The organism is Solwaraspora sp. WMMA2080 (assembly GCF_027497395.1).
In the GTDB taxonomy this organism is placed as follows: Bacteria; Actinomycetota; Actinomycetes; order Mycobacteriales; family Micromonosporaceae; genus Micromonospora_E.
In genome coordinates, this window is the sequence record NZ_CP114910.1 from 585,576 (window position 1) to 602,729 (window position 17,154).

Below are 17,154 nucleotides of genomic sequence, written 5' to 3' on the forward strand. Positions count from 1 at the left end.
GCCGGGCCGGCCGCTACACGATGGCAGTTGCTCCTTGTCCGGTCCCGGTGGGAAGGTGCTCCCATCGACGACCCAGGGAGCGTGGTGCCGCAGATGACCGCCGACGACCTGCTCACCCGGCACCGGGCCGTGATGCCCGACTGGATGCCGCTCTACTACGCCGAACCACTGGAAATCGTCGCCGGCTCCGGCCGACGGGTCACCACCGCCGACGGCCGCAGCTACCTCGATTTCTTCGGCGGCGTGCTGACCAACATGATCGGCTACGACATTCCGGAGATCCGCGAAGCGGTGCAGCGTCAGCTCGCCACCGGCGTGGTGCACACCTCCACCCTCTACCTGATCCGCCACCAGGTGGAGCTGGCCGAACGGATCGCCGCGCTGTCCGGCATCGCCGACGCCCGGGTCTTCTTCACCAACTCCGGCACCGAAGCCAACGAGGCGGCCCTGCTGGCCGCCACCAACTACCGCCGGTCGCATCAGATCCTGGCCGTGCGCAACAGCTACCACGGCCGGTCGTACGCCACGATGGGCATCACCGGGCACCGCAGCTGGTCGGCGAGCGCGCTCAACCCGCTGCAGGTCGCCTGGCTGCACTCCGGTGACCGGCTGCGCGGCCTGCTGGCCCGGCTCGGCGCCGACGCCCAGCTCGACGCCGCCGTCGAGGACCTGCGCGAGGTGCTGGCCACCCAGACCGCCGGCGACGTCGCCTGCCTGATCGCCGAACCAATCCAGGGCGTCGGCGGCTTCGTGCACGGCCCCGACGGGCTGCTCGGCGAATGGAAGAAGGTCCTCGACGAGTCCGGCATCCTGCTGATCTCCGACGAGGTGCAGACCGGCTGGGGGCGTACCGGCGAGCACTTCTGGGGCTACCAGGCGCACGGCGTCGTGCCGGACCTGCTCACCTTCGCCAAGGGCATCGGCAACGGCTTCGCCCTGGCCGGCGTCGTCGGCCGCGCCGACGTGCTCAACTGCGTGCCGGCGATCTCGTTCTCCACCTTCGGCGGCAACCCGGTCAGTACGGCCGCCGGGGTCGCCGTCCTCGACTACCTGCGCGACCATGACCTGCAGGCCAACGCCGCCCGCACCGGCGACCTGCTGCGTACCGGGCTGACCGGGGCCGCCGCCGCGCATCCGATCGTCGGTGAGGTACGCGGCAAGGGCCTGATGCTGGCCGTCGAGTTCGTCCGCCCCGGCACCCGCGACCCGGACCCGGCGGCGACCACCGCGGTGTTCGAGGCCTGCCGGGCGGGCGGCCTGCTGGTCGGCAAGGGCGGCCTGTACGGCAACGTGCTGCGGATGGGCCCACCGTTGACGATCACCGACGACGAGGCCCGGGAAGGGTTGAGCATCCTGGTCGACGCGATCGCGTCGGTGTCGGCCTCGGTTGTGGAAGGAGCTGCGGCGTGAACCGGATCCCGCATTTCGTCGACGGTGCCCGTACCACTGGGGAAGCCGGCGGCGACGGACGGCACGGTGAGGTGTTCGACCCGGCGACCGGGCAGGTCGCCGCCACCGTCGGGTTCGCCACGGCAGCGCAGGTCGACGACGTCGTGCAGGTCGCGGCGCGGGCCGCCCGCGACTGGCGGGACGTGTCGCTGTCGCGGCGCACCAGCGTGCTGTTCGCCTTCCGGGAGATCATCAACGCCCGGCGCGACGAACTGGCCGCGGTCATCACCGCCGAACACGGCAAGGTCCTCGCCGACGCCGCCGGCGAGGTGCAACGCGGCCTGGAGGTCGTCGAGTACGCCTGCGGCATCCCCTCGCTGCTGACCGGCGGCTTCAGTGAGAACGTCTCCACCGAGGTCGACTCGTACAGTCTGCGCCAGCCGCTCGGCGTGGTCGCGGTGATCTCGCCGTTCAACTTCCCGGCGATGGTGCCGCTGTGGTTCGTGCCGATCGCCGTCGCCTGCGGCAACGCGGTCGTGGTCAAACCGTCCGAGAAGGACCCGTCGGCGGCGGTGCTGCTCGCGCAGTGGTTCACCGAGGCGGGCCTGCCGCCCGGGGTCTGCAATGTGGTGCACGGCGACCGTGAGGCCGTCGACGCGTTGCTGGACCATCCGGGCGTACGGGCGGTGTCGTTCGTCGGCTCCACCCCGGTGGCCCGGCACGTCTACACCCGGGGCACCGCCGCCGGCAAACGGGTCCAGGCCCTCGGCGGGGCGAAGAACCACATGGTGGTGCTGCCCGACGCCGACCTCGACCTGGCCGCCGACGCGGCGGTCAACGCCGGCTTCGGCTCGGCGGGGGAGCGGTGCATGGCGATCTCCGCCCTGGTGGCGGTGGAGCCGGTCGGCGACGACCTGGTCGCCCGGATCGTCGAACGGCTCGGGAAGATCCGTACCGGGGACGGCCGCCGGCCCGGCTGCGACATGGGTCCGCTGATCACCGCCGCGCACCGGGACCGGGTTGCCGGGTACGTGGCCGCCGGTGCCGCAGACGGAGCGAAGATCGTCGTCGACGGCCGGGGCGTGCCGGTCGACGGCGACGCCGCCGGTTTCTGGCTCGGCCCGACCCTGCTGGACCAGGTGACGCCGGAGATGTCGGTCTACACCGACGAGATCTTCGGCCCGGTGCTGTCGGTGCTGCGGGTCGACTCGTACGACGCCGCGTTGGAGCTGGTCAACGCCAACCCCTACGGCAACGGTACGGCGATCTTCACCAACGACGGCGGTGCCGCCCGGCGCTTCCAGCACGAGGTGGAGGTCGGGATGGTCGGTATCAACGTGCCGATCCCGGTGCCGATGGCGTACTACTCGTTCGGCGGCTGGAAGTCGTCGCTGTTCGGCGACAGCCACGCCCACGGCCGCGACGGGGTGCACTTCTTCACCCGGGGCAAGGTGGTGACCAGCCGCTGGCTCGACCCCCGCCACGGCGGCGTCAACCTCGGCTTCCCCACCCAGACCTGACCGGTCGTTCGGTGAGTTGTCCGGAGCCACGGTATCTTGGTGCTGGTAGCCGATCGTCATTCAGGAGATGTGTATGACTGTAGAAATGGTCGCGCCGGACTGGATGCATGAGCAGGTCACGGCCGAGCAATACGCGACGTGGACAGAAGAGCAGTGCGCGGGTATCGAGATCGTGGATGGGATGGTCCTCGTGAGTCCGAGCGCCTCCAAGCGGCACAACCGCCTCGCCAGGCTTATGGCGAACGCTTTGGACGTCGCGGCAGGGCCTGATTGGAACGCGGATACTGACTTTGATCTCCGGCTACAGGACGTGCCGCTGAACAACCGCCGCCCGGATGTGACGGTCTACCGAGCGGACACCATCGACGTCACGCCGACCCGACCCGAGCATGTGCTTCTCGTGGTCGAGGTGGTCTCTCCCGGATCGGAGACAACCGACCGGATCGTCAAGGCAAGTCAGTACGCACAGGCTGGTATTCAGTTCTACTGGCGTGTAGAACAGGCAGTCACTGGCGCGCCCATCGTTTACACGTACGTGCTCGACCCGGCAACGGGCCGCTATCGCGACGACGAGATCTTTACCGGCCTCGTGAAGCTGACCGCGCCCTTCTCCGTCGAGGTCGATCTCGGCCAGCTTTGAAGATCAAGTTTCTTGACTATGGTCGATAGCATGAGGTCATCATGAGCCTGATGTGAAGGGCGATTCGGATGGCTGCCAGCGGGGCGCGCACGGTCGCCGAAGGCGTCGCGTGGCTGGCAGCGGTGCTGCCGATTGCGCCGCCCATCGGAGACCATCCGATCCGGTCGACGACGGCGACCCACTCACCATGATCGACCCACTGCCGCTGGCCGTACAGCAGCGGTATCCCGACCCGGGAACGGCCGTCCGCGACGTCGCGGCCCGGCTCAGCGTCGCCCGGGACTGGCGCGACGCCCCGCAGCGTGGTCAGCTGACGGCGGTCGAGGGGGTCGTCCTGGCCCTGCGTCGATCGGTAGTGACGTCGGGTCGCGCGGGAACCTGTCTGGCGGCGACCGTGCGGCTGCTGGCCGCACTGACCGAGCATGATCAACCAGGGTACGGAATCCTTCGGGTCCGGCCACCCCGGTACGCTCCGTGGAAGCGCCAGCCGGTCTCGATGTGATCGGCGGTGGCTGCCGATCGTTGACCACGGACTGGCGATTCCGTAGCCCAGCCGCGAAGGCTCCGTCGTGACGGCCGTGAGCGCGGACCCTTTCGCGGACCTGTTTCCCCTACTTGATACCTGTTCTGTAGTGGACGAAGGCGGCCCTGGGGGCATCCTGAAGCTCTCCGTTGACGGACCCTTCGCGGACCGGTGGCTCCGCCGCAGGTCAGAAGGGGTAGAACTTCGACCCAGTCGCAGCTCCCTCGGGAGCTGCCCCTTCATTGAGGCGGCGAGGACCTGGACACGCCCGCCGACCACCGGGGTGATGTCGCAGCTCCCTCGGGGGCTGTCCTTCGTTGAGGCGGGGGCACGGCGGTGGGGGGCACCTCGGGTACCGAGGTGCCCCCCACCGCCGTGAGGTGGGTCAGTGGGGGAGGGTGCCGGTCTGCAGGGCGGTGGTGAAGGTGCCCCACCGGGCGGTGCTGAAGGTGAGGGTAGGGCCGGTGCGGTCCTTGCTGTCGCGTACCTCGGCGCGCCCGGCGTGCCGGCGTGCCTCGACGCATGCTCCGCCGTTGCCGCCGCTGCGGCTGGAGGTGAACCAGGGGGTGTCGGGCTTCATCGCAGGTGCTCCTCGATCGGGATCGACTGCTCGCGGACCTCTCGGAAGATCCGACGGTACTCGGCCAACTCTTCCGGGCGCTCCAGGTAGCGAGCGCCCATATGGGACTCGACGTAGGCGATGTCGGGGTCGTCGGGGTCGGCGAAGTCGAGCAGGATGAACGGGCTGACCATTGCGGCGTGGGCACCGGCGGACCAGGGGAGAACCCGCACCTCCACCCGGACCCGTCGACCGACGCTGGCCAAGTGGGCGCGTTGCTCGGCCATCACAGCCGGGCCGCCGACCTCACGGGCCAGGGCACCAGCACCGAAGACGGCAACGATCCGGGCCGGCTCGGCCCGGTCGTAGTAGGAAATCTGCCGATCCAGCCGCAGCGACACCAGCCGTTCGATCTGCTGCTCCGACGCCTGCCGGTCGGCGGCCCGGAACACCGCTCGCATGTAGTCAGGCGTCTGGAGTAGACCGTGGATCAGCTCCGGGTCATAGAGCTGGATCTCGGTGGCGGCGGCTTCGAGGCCGAGGTACAAGCGGAACCAGTCCGGTACGGCGTCGCCGTGCGACTCCCACCAGCCGTGCTCGTCACACGCTCCGGCGAGCCGGGTCAACGCGTCCGTCGTCTCCGGGTCCGCACCGTAGAACCAGCACAGACCCCGTACCGTGTTCATCTTGACCGGGAACTTGCCGTTCTCGATGCGCCACAACGTCGTACGCGAACAGACCTTCGCCCGCTCCACCTCCTGCTCGGTGCGGGACGACTCCTCCCGCAGTCGGCGCAGCCGTCGCCCCAGCTGACGGCGCACCACAGTCGGTCCGGTGACCGGCATCGCTTCACCTTCCTCTCATCCGACACACACACCACCCATGCCGATGTTTCAAAATGAAACACCGGGCCGGGTTAGCCGCCGAACTCGCACGTCAGAGCCGTCACGGGTCGGCGTCCACCATCGAGTTTGCCGTAAGCGGGCGGAGGATGTGGTCCGCCACCAGGGTGGACCGGGGCGGACGGCTGGCGGCCGTTCTGCTGACTCGGCTGGCCGGGTTGGAAGCGGGCGTGTACCGCCCGGGCGTCGGGCGGGTGAGGATCAGCCGTCGAGGAAGTCGTCGACGTGGCGGATCAGCTCGGCCCAGGCGGGTTCGGCCGCGGTGAACAGGTGGTTGGCGCTGTCGAGCAGAACCAACCGGCTGTCGTCGATCAGCGCGGCGAGTTCCGTGGCGTCCGAGGCGGGGACCCGGGGGTCGTTTCGGGCGTGCAGGATCAGCGTGGGGCAGCGGACCTGTCCCGCCAGCGGGAACACGTCCATTGTAGTGATCATCTGGAAGAAGCGGACCAGGTTCTCCAGTGACGTGGTGCGTCGGGTGAAGGCGATGTACGCGTCCAACTCGGCCGGGGTGGCGTTGGGCAGGAACTGGGCGGCGTAGGCGCGCAGGAAGCTCGGGTCGGCGGACTGCCAGGCGACCGTGGCCAGGTCCAGGTCGACGTCGGCGACCCGGCGGTCCAGCTCGGTGCGGGCGCGGGCCAGCCGGCCCCGGGCGTGGCTGCTGATCAGGACCATCCGGGTGACCCGGTCCGGGCGCAGCGCCGCGTAGGCGATCGCGGTGGCGGCGGCCTGGGCCGTACCGATGATCGCGAAGGTGTCATATCCGGCGGCGTCGGCGACGGTGTCGAGGTCCTCGACCCACACCTGCGGTGAGGCCGACGGCGGGCACCAGTCGGACAGCCCGCAGCCCCGCTCGTCGTAGCGTAGCCCTCGCCGGCTGTCGCGCATCAGGTCCCGGTACCAGTGTATCCACATCGGATCGCGTCGGTCCAGGCCGAGGTGGGTCAGCCAGTTGGCGGTGGAGATCAGCGGGGGACCGGCGCCTCTGACGGTGTAGGCGAGCCGGGCGCCGTCCCTGGTCTGGCAAAACCGGACCGTGTCGTAGTCCTTGGGGGCGGCGACCGGGGTGACGTCGGCGACGAACTGGTAGCCGCGCCGGTGGACGGTGCGGATGACCTCCTGATGGCCGCCGGTCTCGCGGACCGAGTGACGGACGGCGCGCAGGGTCGAGGCGAAGACGGACTCGGTGACGTGCTGGCCGGACCAGAGCGTGTCCAGCAGTTCCTGCCTGGTGACCAGCCGGTCCCGGTGAGCGGCGAGGTGACACAGCAACTCGACGGCTCGCGGCTCCAACAGGATCTGCTGGCCCCGGTGGCGTAGTTGCCTGTGTTCCAGGTCCAACTCGTACTGGCCGAAGCGGAGTCGTGCGTGTGCCACCGCCGGAGCATAGCGGCATCGATGCCGCGGTCCTGATCGTGATCGAGGGGTTTGGCCAGGTAGTAGCGCTCCCAGCCGGTAACGGTTTGAAAACTTCACCCACGGTCTTGACACGGAGGGGGTGTTAGTAAGAACTTTTACCACTAACAGTTAACAGTCCTTCCCGAAAGGTTGGCGCCGATGGCTGACAGCGAGGTGGAGATCCCCGCGGGGACCGCGGTGGTCGACGCCCCGGGGCCGGCCGACACGGTGCTCGCCCGGATCCGGCTCACCGAGTTCACCGGTGCGCTGCGCCGGGTCGCCGACCAGGTGTTGACCGACCCGGCCGCGGCCGCCCGCGCCACCATCGTCGAGCTGGCCGAACGCAGCGGTACGTCGCCGGCGACGGTCACCCGGTTCTGCCGGGCACTCGGCTTCGACGGCTACGCCGACCTGCGGCTCGGCATCGCCGCCGAGACCGGCCGGGCCCGCGCCGCCGGCTGGACCGTCGACATCGGCCGGGAGATCCAGCCCGGCGACCCGCTCGACCGGGTGCTCGGCCAGATCATGGCCGCCGACACCCAGGCCATGCACGACACCGCCGCCCTGCTCGACCTCATCCAGGTGGAGCAGGCCGCCGACGCGGTCGCCGCCGCCAGCCGGGTCAACATCTTCGGCGCCAGCGGCAGCGCCCTGGTCGGCGAGGAGATGCAGTTCAGCCTGCACCGCATCGGCGTACCGGCCTGGGCCTGGACCGACCTGCACAACGGCCTGGCCAGCGCGGCGCTGATGCGCGACGGCGATGTGGCCCTCGGTATCTCGCACACCGGCCAGACCCGGGAGACCATCGAGATGGTCGCCGAGGCCGGCAGTCACGGCGCGACCACCGTCGCGCTGACCAGTTTCCCCCGCTCCACCCTGGCCGACCTGGCCGACATCGTCCTGCTCACCGCCCCCCAGGCGACCACCTTCCGACCGGACGCGCTCTCCGCCCGGCACCCGCAACTCGTCGTCCTCGACCTGCTCTACGTCGCCGTCGCGCAGCGGACCCACGACCGTGCGCACGCGGCGTTCCGCCGCACCGCCCGAGCCGTCGACGGTCACAAGGCCGTCGACCGGATCACGATCCGCCCCGCCGAAACCTCCAGCTGAGGAGCACACATCATGTCGATCTACCCCGATTCCGTGCGGATCCCGTCCGCCGTCGCCGGCGCCTCGGTGCGTCGGCGGACCCTGCTGCGCCGCGCGGCCGCCGCCGGGCTGCTGGCTGGTCCGGCGGCCGGCCTGCTCTCCGCCTGTGCCGGCAGCGACCCCGGCACGGGTACGGAGACCGGCACCAAGAGCGCCGACAACCCGTTCGGTGTCGCCGACGACAGCAGCGTCGACGTCGTCGTGTTCAACGGCGGCCTCGGTGACGAGTACCCCGAGTTCGACAAGACGCTCTTCGTGGCCAAGCACGACAGCGTCACCGTCAACCTCAGCTCCACCCAGAAGATCAAGACCGAGCAGCAGCCGAAGTTCTCCACCACCCCGGCCGACCTGATCAACAACTCGGGTGCCGACCTGATGGCGATCGACACCCTGATCAACGAGGGCGCGCTCACCGAGCTGACCCCGCTGCTGGACGCGCCGAGCTGGGACGACCCGGCCGTCAAGGTCCGCGACACGCTGCTGCCCGGCACCGTCGACGACGGTACGTTCGACGGCGAGTTCTTCCAGCTCAACTACGCGTACACGGTGTTCGGTCTCTGGTTCGACCAGGCGTTGTTCGACCGCAACGGGTGGGCGGTGCCGACCAGCTTCGACGAGTTCTTCACCCTCGCGCCGAAGATCAAGGCGGCCGGTGTCGCGCCGTTCGCCTTCGCCGGCAAGTACCCGTACTACATGCGCTGGCCGATCATGACCTGGATCTGGCTGGCCGGTGGCCGGCAGGCGGTCGTCGACATCGACAACCTGACCGAAGGCGCCTGGCAGACCGACGCGGTCACCGCCGCGATGAGCGCCGTCGAGAAGATGGTCGCCGACGGCTACACCCTCACCGGCAGCGACACCCTGACCCACACCGAGTCGCAGCAGGCCTGGCTGGACGGCAAGGCGGCGTTCCTGCCCTGCGGCACCTGGCTGGAGAACGAGATGCGGGCCACCATCCCCAGCGGCTTCCAGATGAAGATCGCCCCGGTGTGGAGCGTCGGCGCCGACGACGCCGCCCCGTACGGCACCGTGCAGGCCGGCTCCGGCGAAGGCTGGATCGTGCCGAAGAAGGCCGCCAACGCCCCCGGCGGCATGGAGTTCCTGCGGGCCATGCTCTCCAAGGAGGGCGCCGGCAAGTTCGCCGAGCTGACCAGCTCGCTCGCCTCGGTGAAGGGCTCCGGTGACAACGTCACCACCTCCACCGCGCTGACCTCGGCCAACGAGCTGATGAGCAACGCCCCCGGCGACCTGGTGTCGTTTCGTCACCCCGACTGGTACGCCGACCTGGACAAGGTGGAGCAGAACGCGATCGGTGAGCTGATGGCCGGTCGGATGACCGCCAAGGAGTTCCAGGACACCCTGCAGCAGGCGGCCGACGAGATCGCGGCGGACGACGCGGTGAACAAGTTCACCCGCTCCTGAGTCGTCGCTCCGCTGACCCGACCGAGCAGAAGGTGACCTGACGATGCAGCACGGAAAGGCCCGGTTCGTGACGGGCTTCCTGGCACTGCCGGTGGCGCTGTACGTGTTCTACGTCGTCTGGCCGTACGCCCAGGCGGCCGGCTACTCGCTGACCAACTGGGGCGGCTACTCCGACACCCAGGAGTTCGTCGGGCTGGCCAACTACGTCCAGATGTTCGGCGACGAGCTGATCCGTACGGCGTTCTGGCACAACGTCTTCTTCCTGGTCACCCTGCCGTTGTTCACCATCGCGCTGGCCCTGTTCCTTGCTTTCCTGCTCAACGTGGGCGGGCGTGGGGACAGGGCCGGCGTGCGGGGCGTCCGCGGCTCCGGCGTCTACAAGGTGATCTTCTTCTTCCCGCAGGTGCTGTCCCTGGTGCTGGTCGCCATCATGTGGGGCGCCATCTACCGGGGCGACAGCCAGGGGCTGCTCAACGGCATCCTGATCAGGATCGGTCTGGTCGACGCGGAGCAGCCGCTGAAGTTCGTCTCCGACCCGACGCCGTTCCTCGGCGTACCGGCGGTGCTGTGGTGGCTGCTGCTGATCGCCGTCTGGGGCGGGGTCGGCTTCTACATGGTGCTGTTCTCCGCCGCCATGCAGTCGATCCCGAAGGACATCTTCGAGGCGGCGATGCTCGACGGGGCCAGCCGGGTGACCAGCTTCCTGCGGATCACCCTGCCGCTGCTGCGCGACAGCATCTCGGTCGCCTGGGTCTACCTCGGCTTCATCGCCCTGGACATGTACGCGCTGGTCTTCGTGATGACCCCCAACCAGGGCGGCCCCGACCACGCCAGTGAGGTGTTCGCGTCGGTCATCAACTTCACCGCCTTCAACAAGGGCCAGTTCGGCTACGCCTGCGCGATCGGTGTCGCGCTGGCCATCTTCACGCTGCTGCTCGCCGCGATGCAGTTGCGGATCACCCGCCGTGAGCGGATCGAATTCTAGGGAGGGCCGCGCGATGAGTACTGTCACCAACCCACCGACCAGCGCGGCCAGCCCGCCGCCACCGCCGTCGAAGACCGCCGACGGTCGGCGTACCGCCCGGGCGCGGCCGCCCCGGCGGGCCGGCGCGGTCAGCGACTCCTTCTTCAACGGCTTCTCCCACCTGTTCCTGCTGATCTGGGGCGCGATGGTGGTGCTGCCGCTGCTGTGGGTGGTGATGTCGTCGTTCAAGGACGACGCGCAGATCATCCGGGAGCCGCTGTCGCTGATCCCGGACCAGCTGCACTGGGAGAACTTCGCCCGGGCCTGGGTCGACGGCGGCATCGGCGACTTCTTCGTCAACACCATCCTCATCGTCGGCGGCGGGGTCTTCCTGACCATGCTGCTCGGTTCGATGGCCGCCTACGTGCTGGCCCGGTACGAGTTCCCCGGCAACCGGGTCATCTACTACATGTTCCTGTCCGGGCTGACCCTGCCGGTGTTCATGGCCGCGGTGCCGTTGTACAAGGGTGTCTACAACACCGGCGTGTTCATCCCACTGCTCGGCCCCAACAGCCACGTGATGCTGATCCTCGTCTACGTGGCCTGGTCGCTGGCGTTCACGGTCTTCTTCATGCACTCGTTCTTCAAGACGCTGCCGACCACGGTCGCCGAGGCGGCGATGGTGGACGGCGCCTCGCACAGCACACTGTTCTTCCGGGTGATGTTGCCGATGTCGAAACCCGGGCTGATCAGCATCGGCATCTTCAACGTGATCGGCCAGTGGAACCAGTGGTACCTGCCGTACCTGCTGATGCAGCCCAACGGCGGCGAGGCGAAGAACCAGGTGATCGCCCAGGGCCTGATCGACCTGTCGGTGAACCAGGGCTACAAGTCCGACTGGTCGGGCCTGTTCGCCGGGGTGACCATGGCGATGCTGCCGGTGCTGCTGGTCTACATCGTCTTCCAGCGGCAGGTGCAGTCCGGCCTCACCGGCAGCGTCTCCAAGTAGGCGACGCCTCCAGGCCGCCGGTGGTGGTCAGTGCACGTATATGACGTCGACCATGTGCGCGCCCCCGGTGCGCGGCGGCGACAACAGATAGGTGGTCGACGCGGGCACCGCGAAGTAGAACGTCCAGCTGCTGGCATACCACCAGTTCGTCTGGTACAGGACCCCGCCGATCGGGTTGCACATGTAGTTGCTCACCGCCGCCTCGGCGGCATTCGCCGGCAACATGACGGCGATGATTGCGCTGAACGCGACGAGGGTACGGCGTAGTGCTTTCATAATCGTCCTCCCGGTGATTGAGGCGGATCTCGAATCTAACCGGCTGATTGACCCTGAGAAATGTTTCACTAGGTTCTCGACATACGCATTTCTGCGTTCTTGACGTGATCCTGACCATTGCCCGCCGGCACGGTTGCCCACCTGGGGTTCGCGGGTCTGATGCATGTGTGGCATTGCGATGCCACACATGCATCAGACCTGGAGAGCACCTGCCTCCGGCCCGGCAGGCGCGGGGACTGCCGGGCCGGCGGCCGTCGCACCCACGACCAGGGCCGATGTTGTCGTACGCCGGGGCAACAATGGTCGGGTGCTGGTGGCGGTGGCGGCGGGTCCGGGCGGCGGCGGCGCGCGGCGGCTGCTGCACGCCGACGGGCGACCCGCCGGCCCGGTCGAGGCCGTGCCCGACCTGGCGGCGGCCGCCGACCGGCCACCACCGTCGCAGCATCCGGCGGCCGGGCCGTCGCCATCGCAGGCACCGGCGGCGCGTCCGGTGCCCGAGCCGCGCTGGCTGTGGGCGACCACTGCGGCGATCTACCCGGCCATGCTGCGGGTCGGCGTACGGATCGATCGGTGCCATGACGTCGAGCTGACCGAGGCGCTGTTGCTCGGCTACGACGGACGCTGGGGCGAGCCCCGGTCACTCGCCGCCGCGTACGCCCGGCTGACCGGCGCACCGGTGCCACCCGACCCGCCCGCGCCGGGTGCCGCGCCACCCGGGCACGGTCAGACCGCGCTGTTCGACGGCGTGCCGGCCCCGACGACGGTCGCCGACCCGATCGACGCGCTCACCCGGGTGTACGCCGACCAGCAGCGCCGCATCGCGGGCACCGCCCGGCCGGACCGGTTCCGGTTGCTGGTCGCCGCCGAGTCGGCCGGCGCGTTGGTCGCCGCCGAAATGGGTGCCGCCGGGCTGCCGTTACGGGCCGACCTGCACGACGCACTGCTCACCGAGCTGCTCGGCGCACCGTCGCCGGTCGGCGGGCCGCCGCGCCGGCTGGCCGACCTCGCCGTTCGGATCGCCGCCGCGTTCGGAGTCCGGCAACTGCACGCCGACTCACCGGCCGAGGTGCTGCGGGCCTTCGCCCGGGTCGGGATCAGCCTGCCGAACACCCGGGCCTGGGTGCTGCGCGGCGTGGACCACCCCGCCGTCCCGCTGCTCATCGAGTACAAGGAACTGCACCGGATCTGGACCGCGCACGGCTGGGCGTGGCGGCAGGCCTGGGTCCGCGACGGCCGGTTCCGCCCCGAGTACGTGCCGGGCGGGGTGGTGTCCGGCCGGTGGGCCACCCGGGGCGGCGGGGCGTTGCAGATCCCCAAGGCGGTCCGCCGGGCGGTGGTCGCCGATCCCGGCTGGTGCTTCGTGGTGGCCGACGCCGCCCAGCTGGAGCCCCGCGTGCTCGCCGCGATGTCCGGTGACCGCCGGTTGGCCGCGGCTGGCGGCGCCGGTGACCTGTACGCCGCGCTGGCCCGCGACTCGTTCGGCGGTGACCGGGCCCGGGCGAAGGTCGCGTTGCTCGGTGCCATGTACGGGCAGACCGGCGGTGCCGCCGTGCCGGCCCTCGCCGTGCTGCGCCGCAGCTACCCGGTCGCATTCGAGTACCTGGAGGCGGCGGCCCGGACCGGGGAGACCGGTGGTCTGGTGCGTTCCTGGCTCGGCCGGACCTGTCCACCGTCCGACGTCGGCACCCCGGCCCGGGGGCGGTTCACCCGCAACTTCGTCGCCCAGGCGACCGCCGCCGAGTGGGCACTGGTCCTGCTGGCCACCGTCCGCCAGGCGATCGCCGGTACCGCCGCCGAGCTGGTCTTCTTCCAACACGATGAGGTGGTGGTGCACTGCCCGGCGACGCAGGCGGCGGCGGTCGCCGACGCCGTGCGGGAATGCGCCGGCCGGGCCACCACGGTGCTGTTCGGCGACACCCCGGTCCGGGTGCCGCTCGAGGTGTCCACCGTCACCTGCTACGCGGACGCCACCTGATCGCCACCTGATCGTTGGGCCCGTTGTGCGTTCCATCGGATCGGGCAGCGTTTGGCGGGCGCTGTGACCGCCGGCCGGGCTGGACCGGCCGGGCAGACGTTGCGGGGGTGGCTCAGCTGAGTCGGATCGCGGGGATGATCATCGCGGCTGGCGGGGGTCGGCGGATCGGCGGGCCGGAGGCCCTGCTGTACCGCGGCGACCAACTGCTGGTCGAGCGGGCGTTGCGGATCGTGGGGGAGACCGGCTGTGATCCGGTCGTGGTGGTCCTCGGCGCCGCCGCCGACCAGGTGCGCGACACCGCCGACCTGACCGGCGCCACCGTGGTGGTCAACCGGGCCTGGGGGACCGGGCTCGGCTCGTCGCTGCGGGTCGGGCTGGACGCGCTGAAGGACAGCGACGCGGAGGCGGTGGTGGTGTTCCCGGTCAACATGCCGGGGATCACCGCTGACGCGCTGCGCCGGGTGGCCGCGCTGCCGTACCCGGAGGTGCTGGTCTGCGCCACCTATGCCGGCACGCGCAGCTACCCGATGGTGTTCGGCCGACGGCACTGGGCGGCGATCGCGACCCTGGCCAACGCCGACGGCGGTGCCCGGCCGTACCTGCTGGCGCACACCGGCGAGGTGATCGACATCTCCTGCGACGGGGTCGCCGAAGGTGGGTTGGTGGACACCCCGGAGTCGGTGGCGGCGTGGGGGCTGGCGGTGCCGGTGCAGCGCACCCCGGCGTGACCCGAGGGCTCAGCTGGCGGTGAAGTGCCGGTGCACCGCCGGGATGGCCAGCCCGATGATGGCCAGCACCGACACGACGCTGAACACACCGCGGAGCACGACCACTTCGAACTTGCTGCCGGCCCTGATGGAGTACCGGTCCGGCGGGCCGAACATCCGCCACATGCGCCGGCCGATCGGGATCGGCCACAGGATCGGTACGCCGGCCCGGGTGATCAGGTCACCGAGGATGTGCACGAAGCAGCCGACCCCCATCGCCAGGCCGAGCATCGGGTAGCCCCGGTCACCGGGCAGGTGCAGGTAGGTGAAGTAGGCGGCGCCGAGCGACAGCAGGGTGACGATCACCCAGCCGGCGCGTTTGGCCCACTCGTCGAACAGCCCCCGCAACGCCAGGCCGATCATGAAGAACAGGATGGCGATCACCGCCCACTTGCCGTACGCGGCGCACAGCGCGGTGGTGCCCCAACCGACCAGCACGGTGAATGGAATGGTGTGGGTGAGGGTCCGGTGCCCGTTCTTGCGGTTCGGATCCTTGCTGAGCTTCGTCGCGTGGTAGACGCCGAGGGAGATCTTCTCGATGACCTCGGCGACGAACAGCGACGCCACCCCGAAGGTCCGGGCGACGGTGGCGCCGCCCTGGTTGCGGGTGACCTTGCCGGACAGGTCCAGGTCCGGGAAGAGCGCGCCGCCGGCGCAGACGGCGGTGCCGACCGCGATCATCAGTGGCGACTGCTCGTAGCCGGCGAACTGGTCGAGCGCCCAGGAACCGGCGAGCCACACGGTGGCACCGGACAGCGCGTGGGACGGACCCATCATGGTCGAGCTTCCTCCAAGGTCAACTTCTCGGCGGAGGCAACTCTGTCAGATGGTCGGGGCACCGTCCACACCGGTACGGCGGTCAGAGCACCCGGGTGACGCCTTCGCTGTCCACCCTGGGGTCGAGCCGGTCCGGGTCCAGGTTGACGCAGAGCACCACACTCGCGCCGACGGCGAGCGGCGCGAGCAGCCAGAACAGCGGGTGTTCGTGCTGGCCGCCGTCGACCATCACCCGGTCGCCGGCGGTGACGTCCTGCTGCGCGGCGATCTCCAGCGCCAGCGAACCCCACTCGGCGTAGCTGATCCCGTCCACGCTGGCCAGATCACCCGGCCGGACCAGCCCGTACGCCGGTGGCTGACCGGGGTACCGGCACGCCTCGGTGAGGAAGTCCCGGTAGCCCTCCGGTGGCGGGGTGCCCGCTGCGGCCCGGGCACCGATGTCGAGCATGAACCGGTGCCGCGCCCCGGGCACGTCCTCCAACCAGTCGTCGATCCGGCCGCGGGCGGCGAACACCGCGTCCAACGGTTCGTCGCCACCCGGCTCGATCACCGGCAGGCCGGCGGTGGCGGCCAGCCGGATCGACACCGACACCCCGATCGACCAGGCACCCAGCAGAACGGCGGCGGTCTGCCAGTGCGGCGGCAGGAGGATCGCCGCCCGGTCGCCGGTGACCAGCCCGCAGCCGTCGCGCAGCACCGCCGCGGTCCGGGCCGCCCAGGCACCAAGGGCGGTCGCGGAGAGTTCGGTCCGCTCGCCGGTGGCGTCGTCATAGCAGGTCAGCAGGGGCGTTTTCGGGTCGCCCGGGTAGATGCCCAGGCCGGGCGCGCTGGCGAGGGCGGAGGCGTCCATGCGTACTCCAGGGTGTGAATGATCGTCGCGGCCGACCCTACCGGGTCAGGGCGCCGGGGACCCGTAACCGCGCGGCCACGTCGCGCAGCCGGGGCCAGGTCACGGCGGTGGTACCGGGCGGGGCGCCGGAGGTCACCCGGCGCAGCATCCGGTCGGTCTCGTCCACGTCGGGCCGTCGTCTCGGGTCGCGGCGCAGCAGACCGGCGAGCACCGGCCGCAGCGGCCCGGCCCGGGTCGCCGGGTCCGGTGGCGCGGTGGCCAGCGCGGTCAGCGTCGCCATCGGAGTGGACCGGGCGTACGGGGGACGGCCCTGGACGGCGGCGTACAGCGTGGCGCCGAGCGACCACAGGTCGGCTGCCACGGTGGACGCCCCGTCCCGGGCGCGTTCCGGCGAGATGTACTGCGGCGAGCCGATCACCATCCCGGTCCGGGTGATCGAGCCGTCGCCGTCCAGGGTGGCGAGTCCGAAATCAGTCAGTACCACCCGGCCCCGGTCGCCGATCAGCACGTTGTGCGGCTTGACGTCGCGGTGCAGGACCCCGTGGCCGTGCGCGGCCCGCAGCGCGGCCAGCACCCGCCGGCCGATCGCCGCGACCCGTACCGGCGGCAGCGGGCCGTCCTCTGCGACGACCTGGTGCAGCGAGCGGGACCGGACGTACTCCATCACGATCAGCGGGCAGCCGGCGACGTGCCGTACGTCGTAGATGCGGACCACGTTGGGGTGGTTGAGCCGGGCGGCGCTGCGCGCCTCCCGCAGCGTACGGCGGCGCAGCGCCTCGCGTTCGGTGTCGTTCATCCAGTCCGGGGGCAGCACCTCCTTGACCGCGACGTCGCGGTGCAGGACCTCGTCGCGGGCCAGCCAGACACGTCCCATCCCGCCGCTGCCGACCGGACGCACGAGCCGGTAGCGGTCCGCGATCAGCTGCGGTCGCACGATCACCGTCTCCCATCGTCAGCCCACGACTGCATACAGTAGTTGTGGGCTGACGATGCCGGATCAGCTGGAGAAGTGGCGACCATCAGCCGTTTCGCTGCGC

The 17,154-nt window shown here is 70.3% G+C and carries 16 protein-coding genes and 1 pseudogene; 10 read left to right on the forward strand and 7 right to left on the reverse strand.

Going from position 1 to position 17,154, the window contains the following annotated elements:
* Window positions 1-93: 93 nt before the first annotated feature.
* The 4 genes from O7543_RS02675 (at window position 94) to O7543_RS02690 (ending at window position 4,051) form a co-directional block, all read left to right on the forward strand.
* Window positions 94-1,410: an aminotransferase class III-fold pyridoxal phosphate-dependent enzyme gene (locus O7543_RS02675; RefSeq protein ID WP_281555350.1), complete on the forward strand. Its 1,317-nt coding sequence runs from the start codon at window positions 94-96 to the stop codon at window positions 1,408-1,410.
* Window positions 1,407-2,909, forward strand: a complete 1,503-nt coding sequence (locus O7543_RS02680; RefSeq protein ID WP_281555349.1) for a CoA-acylating methylmalonate-semialdehyde dehydrogenase — start codon at window positions 1,407-1,409, stop codon at window positions 2,907-2,909. The genes O7543_RS02675 and O7543_RS02680 overlap by 4 nt, the downstream gene beginning before the upstream one ends.
* Before the next feature lie 73 nt (window positions 2,910-2,982).
* Window positions 2,983-3,549, forward strand: a complete 567-nt coding sequence (locus O7543_RS02685; RefSeq protein ID WP_281555348.1) for a Uma2 family endonuclease — start codon at window positions 2,983-2,985, stop codon at window positions 3,547-3,549.
* Between the two features lie 187 nt (window positions 3,550-3,736).
* The gene (locus O7543_RS02690) at window positions 3,737-4,051 is read left to right on the forward strand and encodes a hypothetical protein (protein WP_281555347.1); all 315 of its coding nucleotides are present in this window, start codon (window positions 3,737-3,739) and stop codon (window positions 4,049-4,051) included.
* A 406-nt stretch (window positions 4,052-4,457) separates the two neighbouring features.
* On the opposite strand, the gene O7543_RS02695 is transcribed toward O7543_RS02690, so the two are convergent.
* The 3 genes from O7543_RS02695 to O7543_RS02705 all read right to left on the reverse strand — a co-directional run bounded on the left by O7543_RS02695 (window position 4,458) and on the right by O7543_RS02705 (window position 6,907).
* Entirely contained in the window at window positions 4,458-4,652 is a 195-nt protein-coding gene (locus O7543_RS02695; protein WP_281555346.1) for a DUF397 domain-containing protein, read from the reverse strand.
* Window positions 4,649-5,476: a DUF5753 domain-containing protein gene (locus tag O7543_RS02700; RefSeq protein ID WP_281555345.1), complete on the reverse strand. Its 828-nt coding sequence runs from the start codon at window positions 5,474-5,476 to the stop codon at window positions 4,649-4,651. Before O7543_RS02700 ends, O7543_RS02695 begins: the two co-directional genes overlap by 4 nt.
* Window positions 5,477-5,734: 258 nt before the next feature.
* A complete protein-coding gene (locus tag O7543_RS02705; RefSeq protein ID WP_281555344.1) occupies window positions 5,735-6,907 on the reverse strand; it encodes an alpha/beta fold hydrolase in 1,173 nt (390 codons plus the stop codon).
* A 180-nt stretch (window positions 6,908-7,087) separates the two neighbouring features.
* On the opposite strand from O7543_RS02705, the gene O7543_RS02710 reads away from it, so the two are divergent.
* The 4 genes from O7543_RS02710 (at window position 7,088) to O7543_RS02725 (ending at window position 11,472) form a co-directional block, all read left to right on the forward strand.
* Window positions 7,088-8,038 (forward strand): MurR/RpiR family transcriptional regulator, encoded by a 951-nt coding sequence (locus O7543_RS02710; protein WP_281555343.1) that lies wholly within the window; start codon window positions 7,088-7,090, stop codon window positions 8,036-8,038.
* Between the two features lie 12 nt (window positions 8,039-8,050).
* Window positions 8,051-9,499 carry an N-acetylglucosamine/diacetylchitobiose ABC transporter substrate-binding protein gene (gene ngcE, locus O7543_RS02715; protein ID WP_281555342.1) on the forward strand — a complete coding sequence of 483 codons (1,449 nt, stop codon included), beginning with the start codon at window positions 8,051-8,053 and terminating at the stop codon, window positions 9,497-9,499.
* Window positions 9,500-9,542: 43 nt separating this feature from the next.
* On the forward strand, window positions 9,543-10,484 hold the full coding sequence (locus tag O7543_RS02720) for a sugar ABC transporter permease (RefSeq protein ID WP_281555341.1): 942 nt from the start codon (window positions 9,543-9,545) through the stop codon (window positions 10,482-10,484).
* Between the two features lie 184 nt (window positions 10,485-10,668).
* Window positions 10,669-11,472 (forward strand): carbohydrate ABC transporter permease, encoded by an 804-nt coding sequence (locus O7543_RS02725; protein WP_348650114.1) that lies wholly within the window; start codon window positions 10,669-10,671, stop codon window positions 11,470-11,472.
* A gap of 27 nt (window positions 11,473-11,499) precedes the next feature.
* Here the strand turns inward: O7543_RS02725 and O7543_RS02730 are convergent, their stop codons facing one another.
* Complete coding sequence (locus tag O7543_RS02730) at window positions 11,500-11,748, reverse strand: hypothetical protein (protein WP_281555340.1); 249 nt, start codon at window positions 11,746-11,748, stop codon at window positions 11,500-11,502.
* 307 nt (window positions 11,749-12,055) lie between these two features.
* On the opposite strand from O7543_RS02730, the gene O7543_RS02735 reads away from it, so the two are divergent.
* Both O7543_RS02735 and O7543_RS02740 read left to right on the forward strand, forming a co-directional pair.
* On the forward strand, window positions 12,056-13,723 hold the full coding sequence (locus tag O7543_RS02735; protein ID WP_281555339.1) for a bifunctional 3'-5' exonuclease/DNA polymerase: 1,668 nt from the start codon (window positions 12,056-12,058) through the stop codon (window positions 13,721-13,723).
* Between the two features lie 134 nt (window positions 13,724-13,857).
* Complete coding sequence (locus O7543_RS02740; RefSeq protein ID WP_281555608.1) at window positions 13,858-14,451, forward strand: nucleotidyltransferase family protein; 594 nt, start codon at window positions 13,858-13,860, stop codon at window positions 14,449-14,451.
* Between the two features lie 9 nt (window positions 14,452-14,460).
* Here O7543_RS02740 and O7543_RS02745 read toward each other — a convergent pair whose 3' ends face one another.
* From O7543_RS02745 to O7543_RS02755, 3 genes and pseudogenes are all read right to left on the reverse strand, one after another.
* A complete protein-coding gene (locus O7543_RS02745) occupies window positions 14,461-15,267 on the reverse strand; it encodes a metal-dependent hydrolase (RefSeq protein ID WP_281555338.1) in 807 nt (268 codons plus the stop codon).
* Between the two features lie 82 nt (window positions 15,268-15,349).
* Complete coding sequence (locus tag O7543_RS02750) at window positions 15,350-16,117, reverse strand: TIGR03089 family protein (protein WP_281555337.1); 768 nt, start codon at window positions 16,115-16,117, stop codon at window positions 15,350-15,352.
* A 136-nt stretch (window positions 16,118-16,253) separates the two neighbouring features.
* Window positions 16,254-17,057: pseudogene (locus tag O7543_RS02755) on the reverse strand (serine/threonine-protein kinase); the annotation flags it as partial.
* Between the last annotated feature and the right edge of the window lie 97 nt (window positions 17,058-17,154).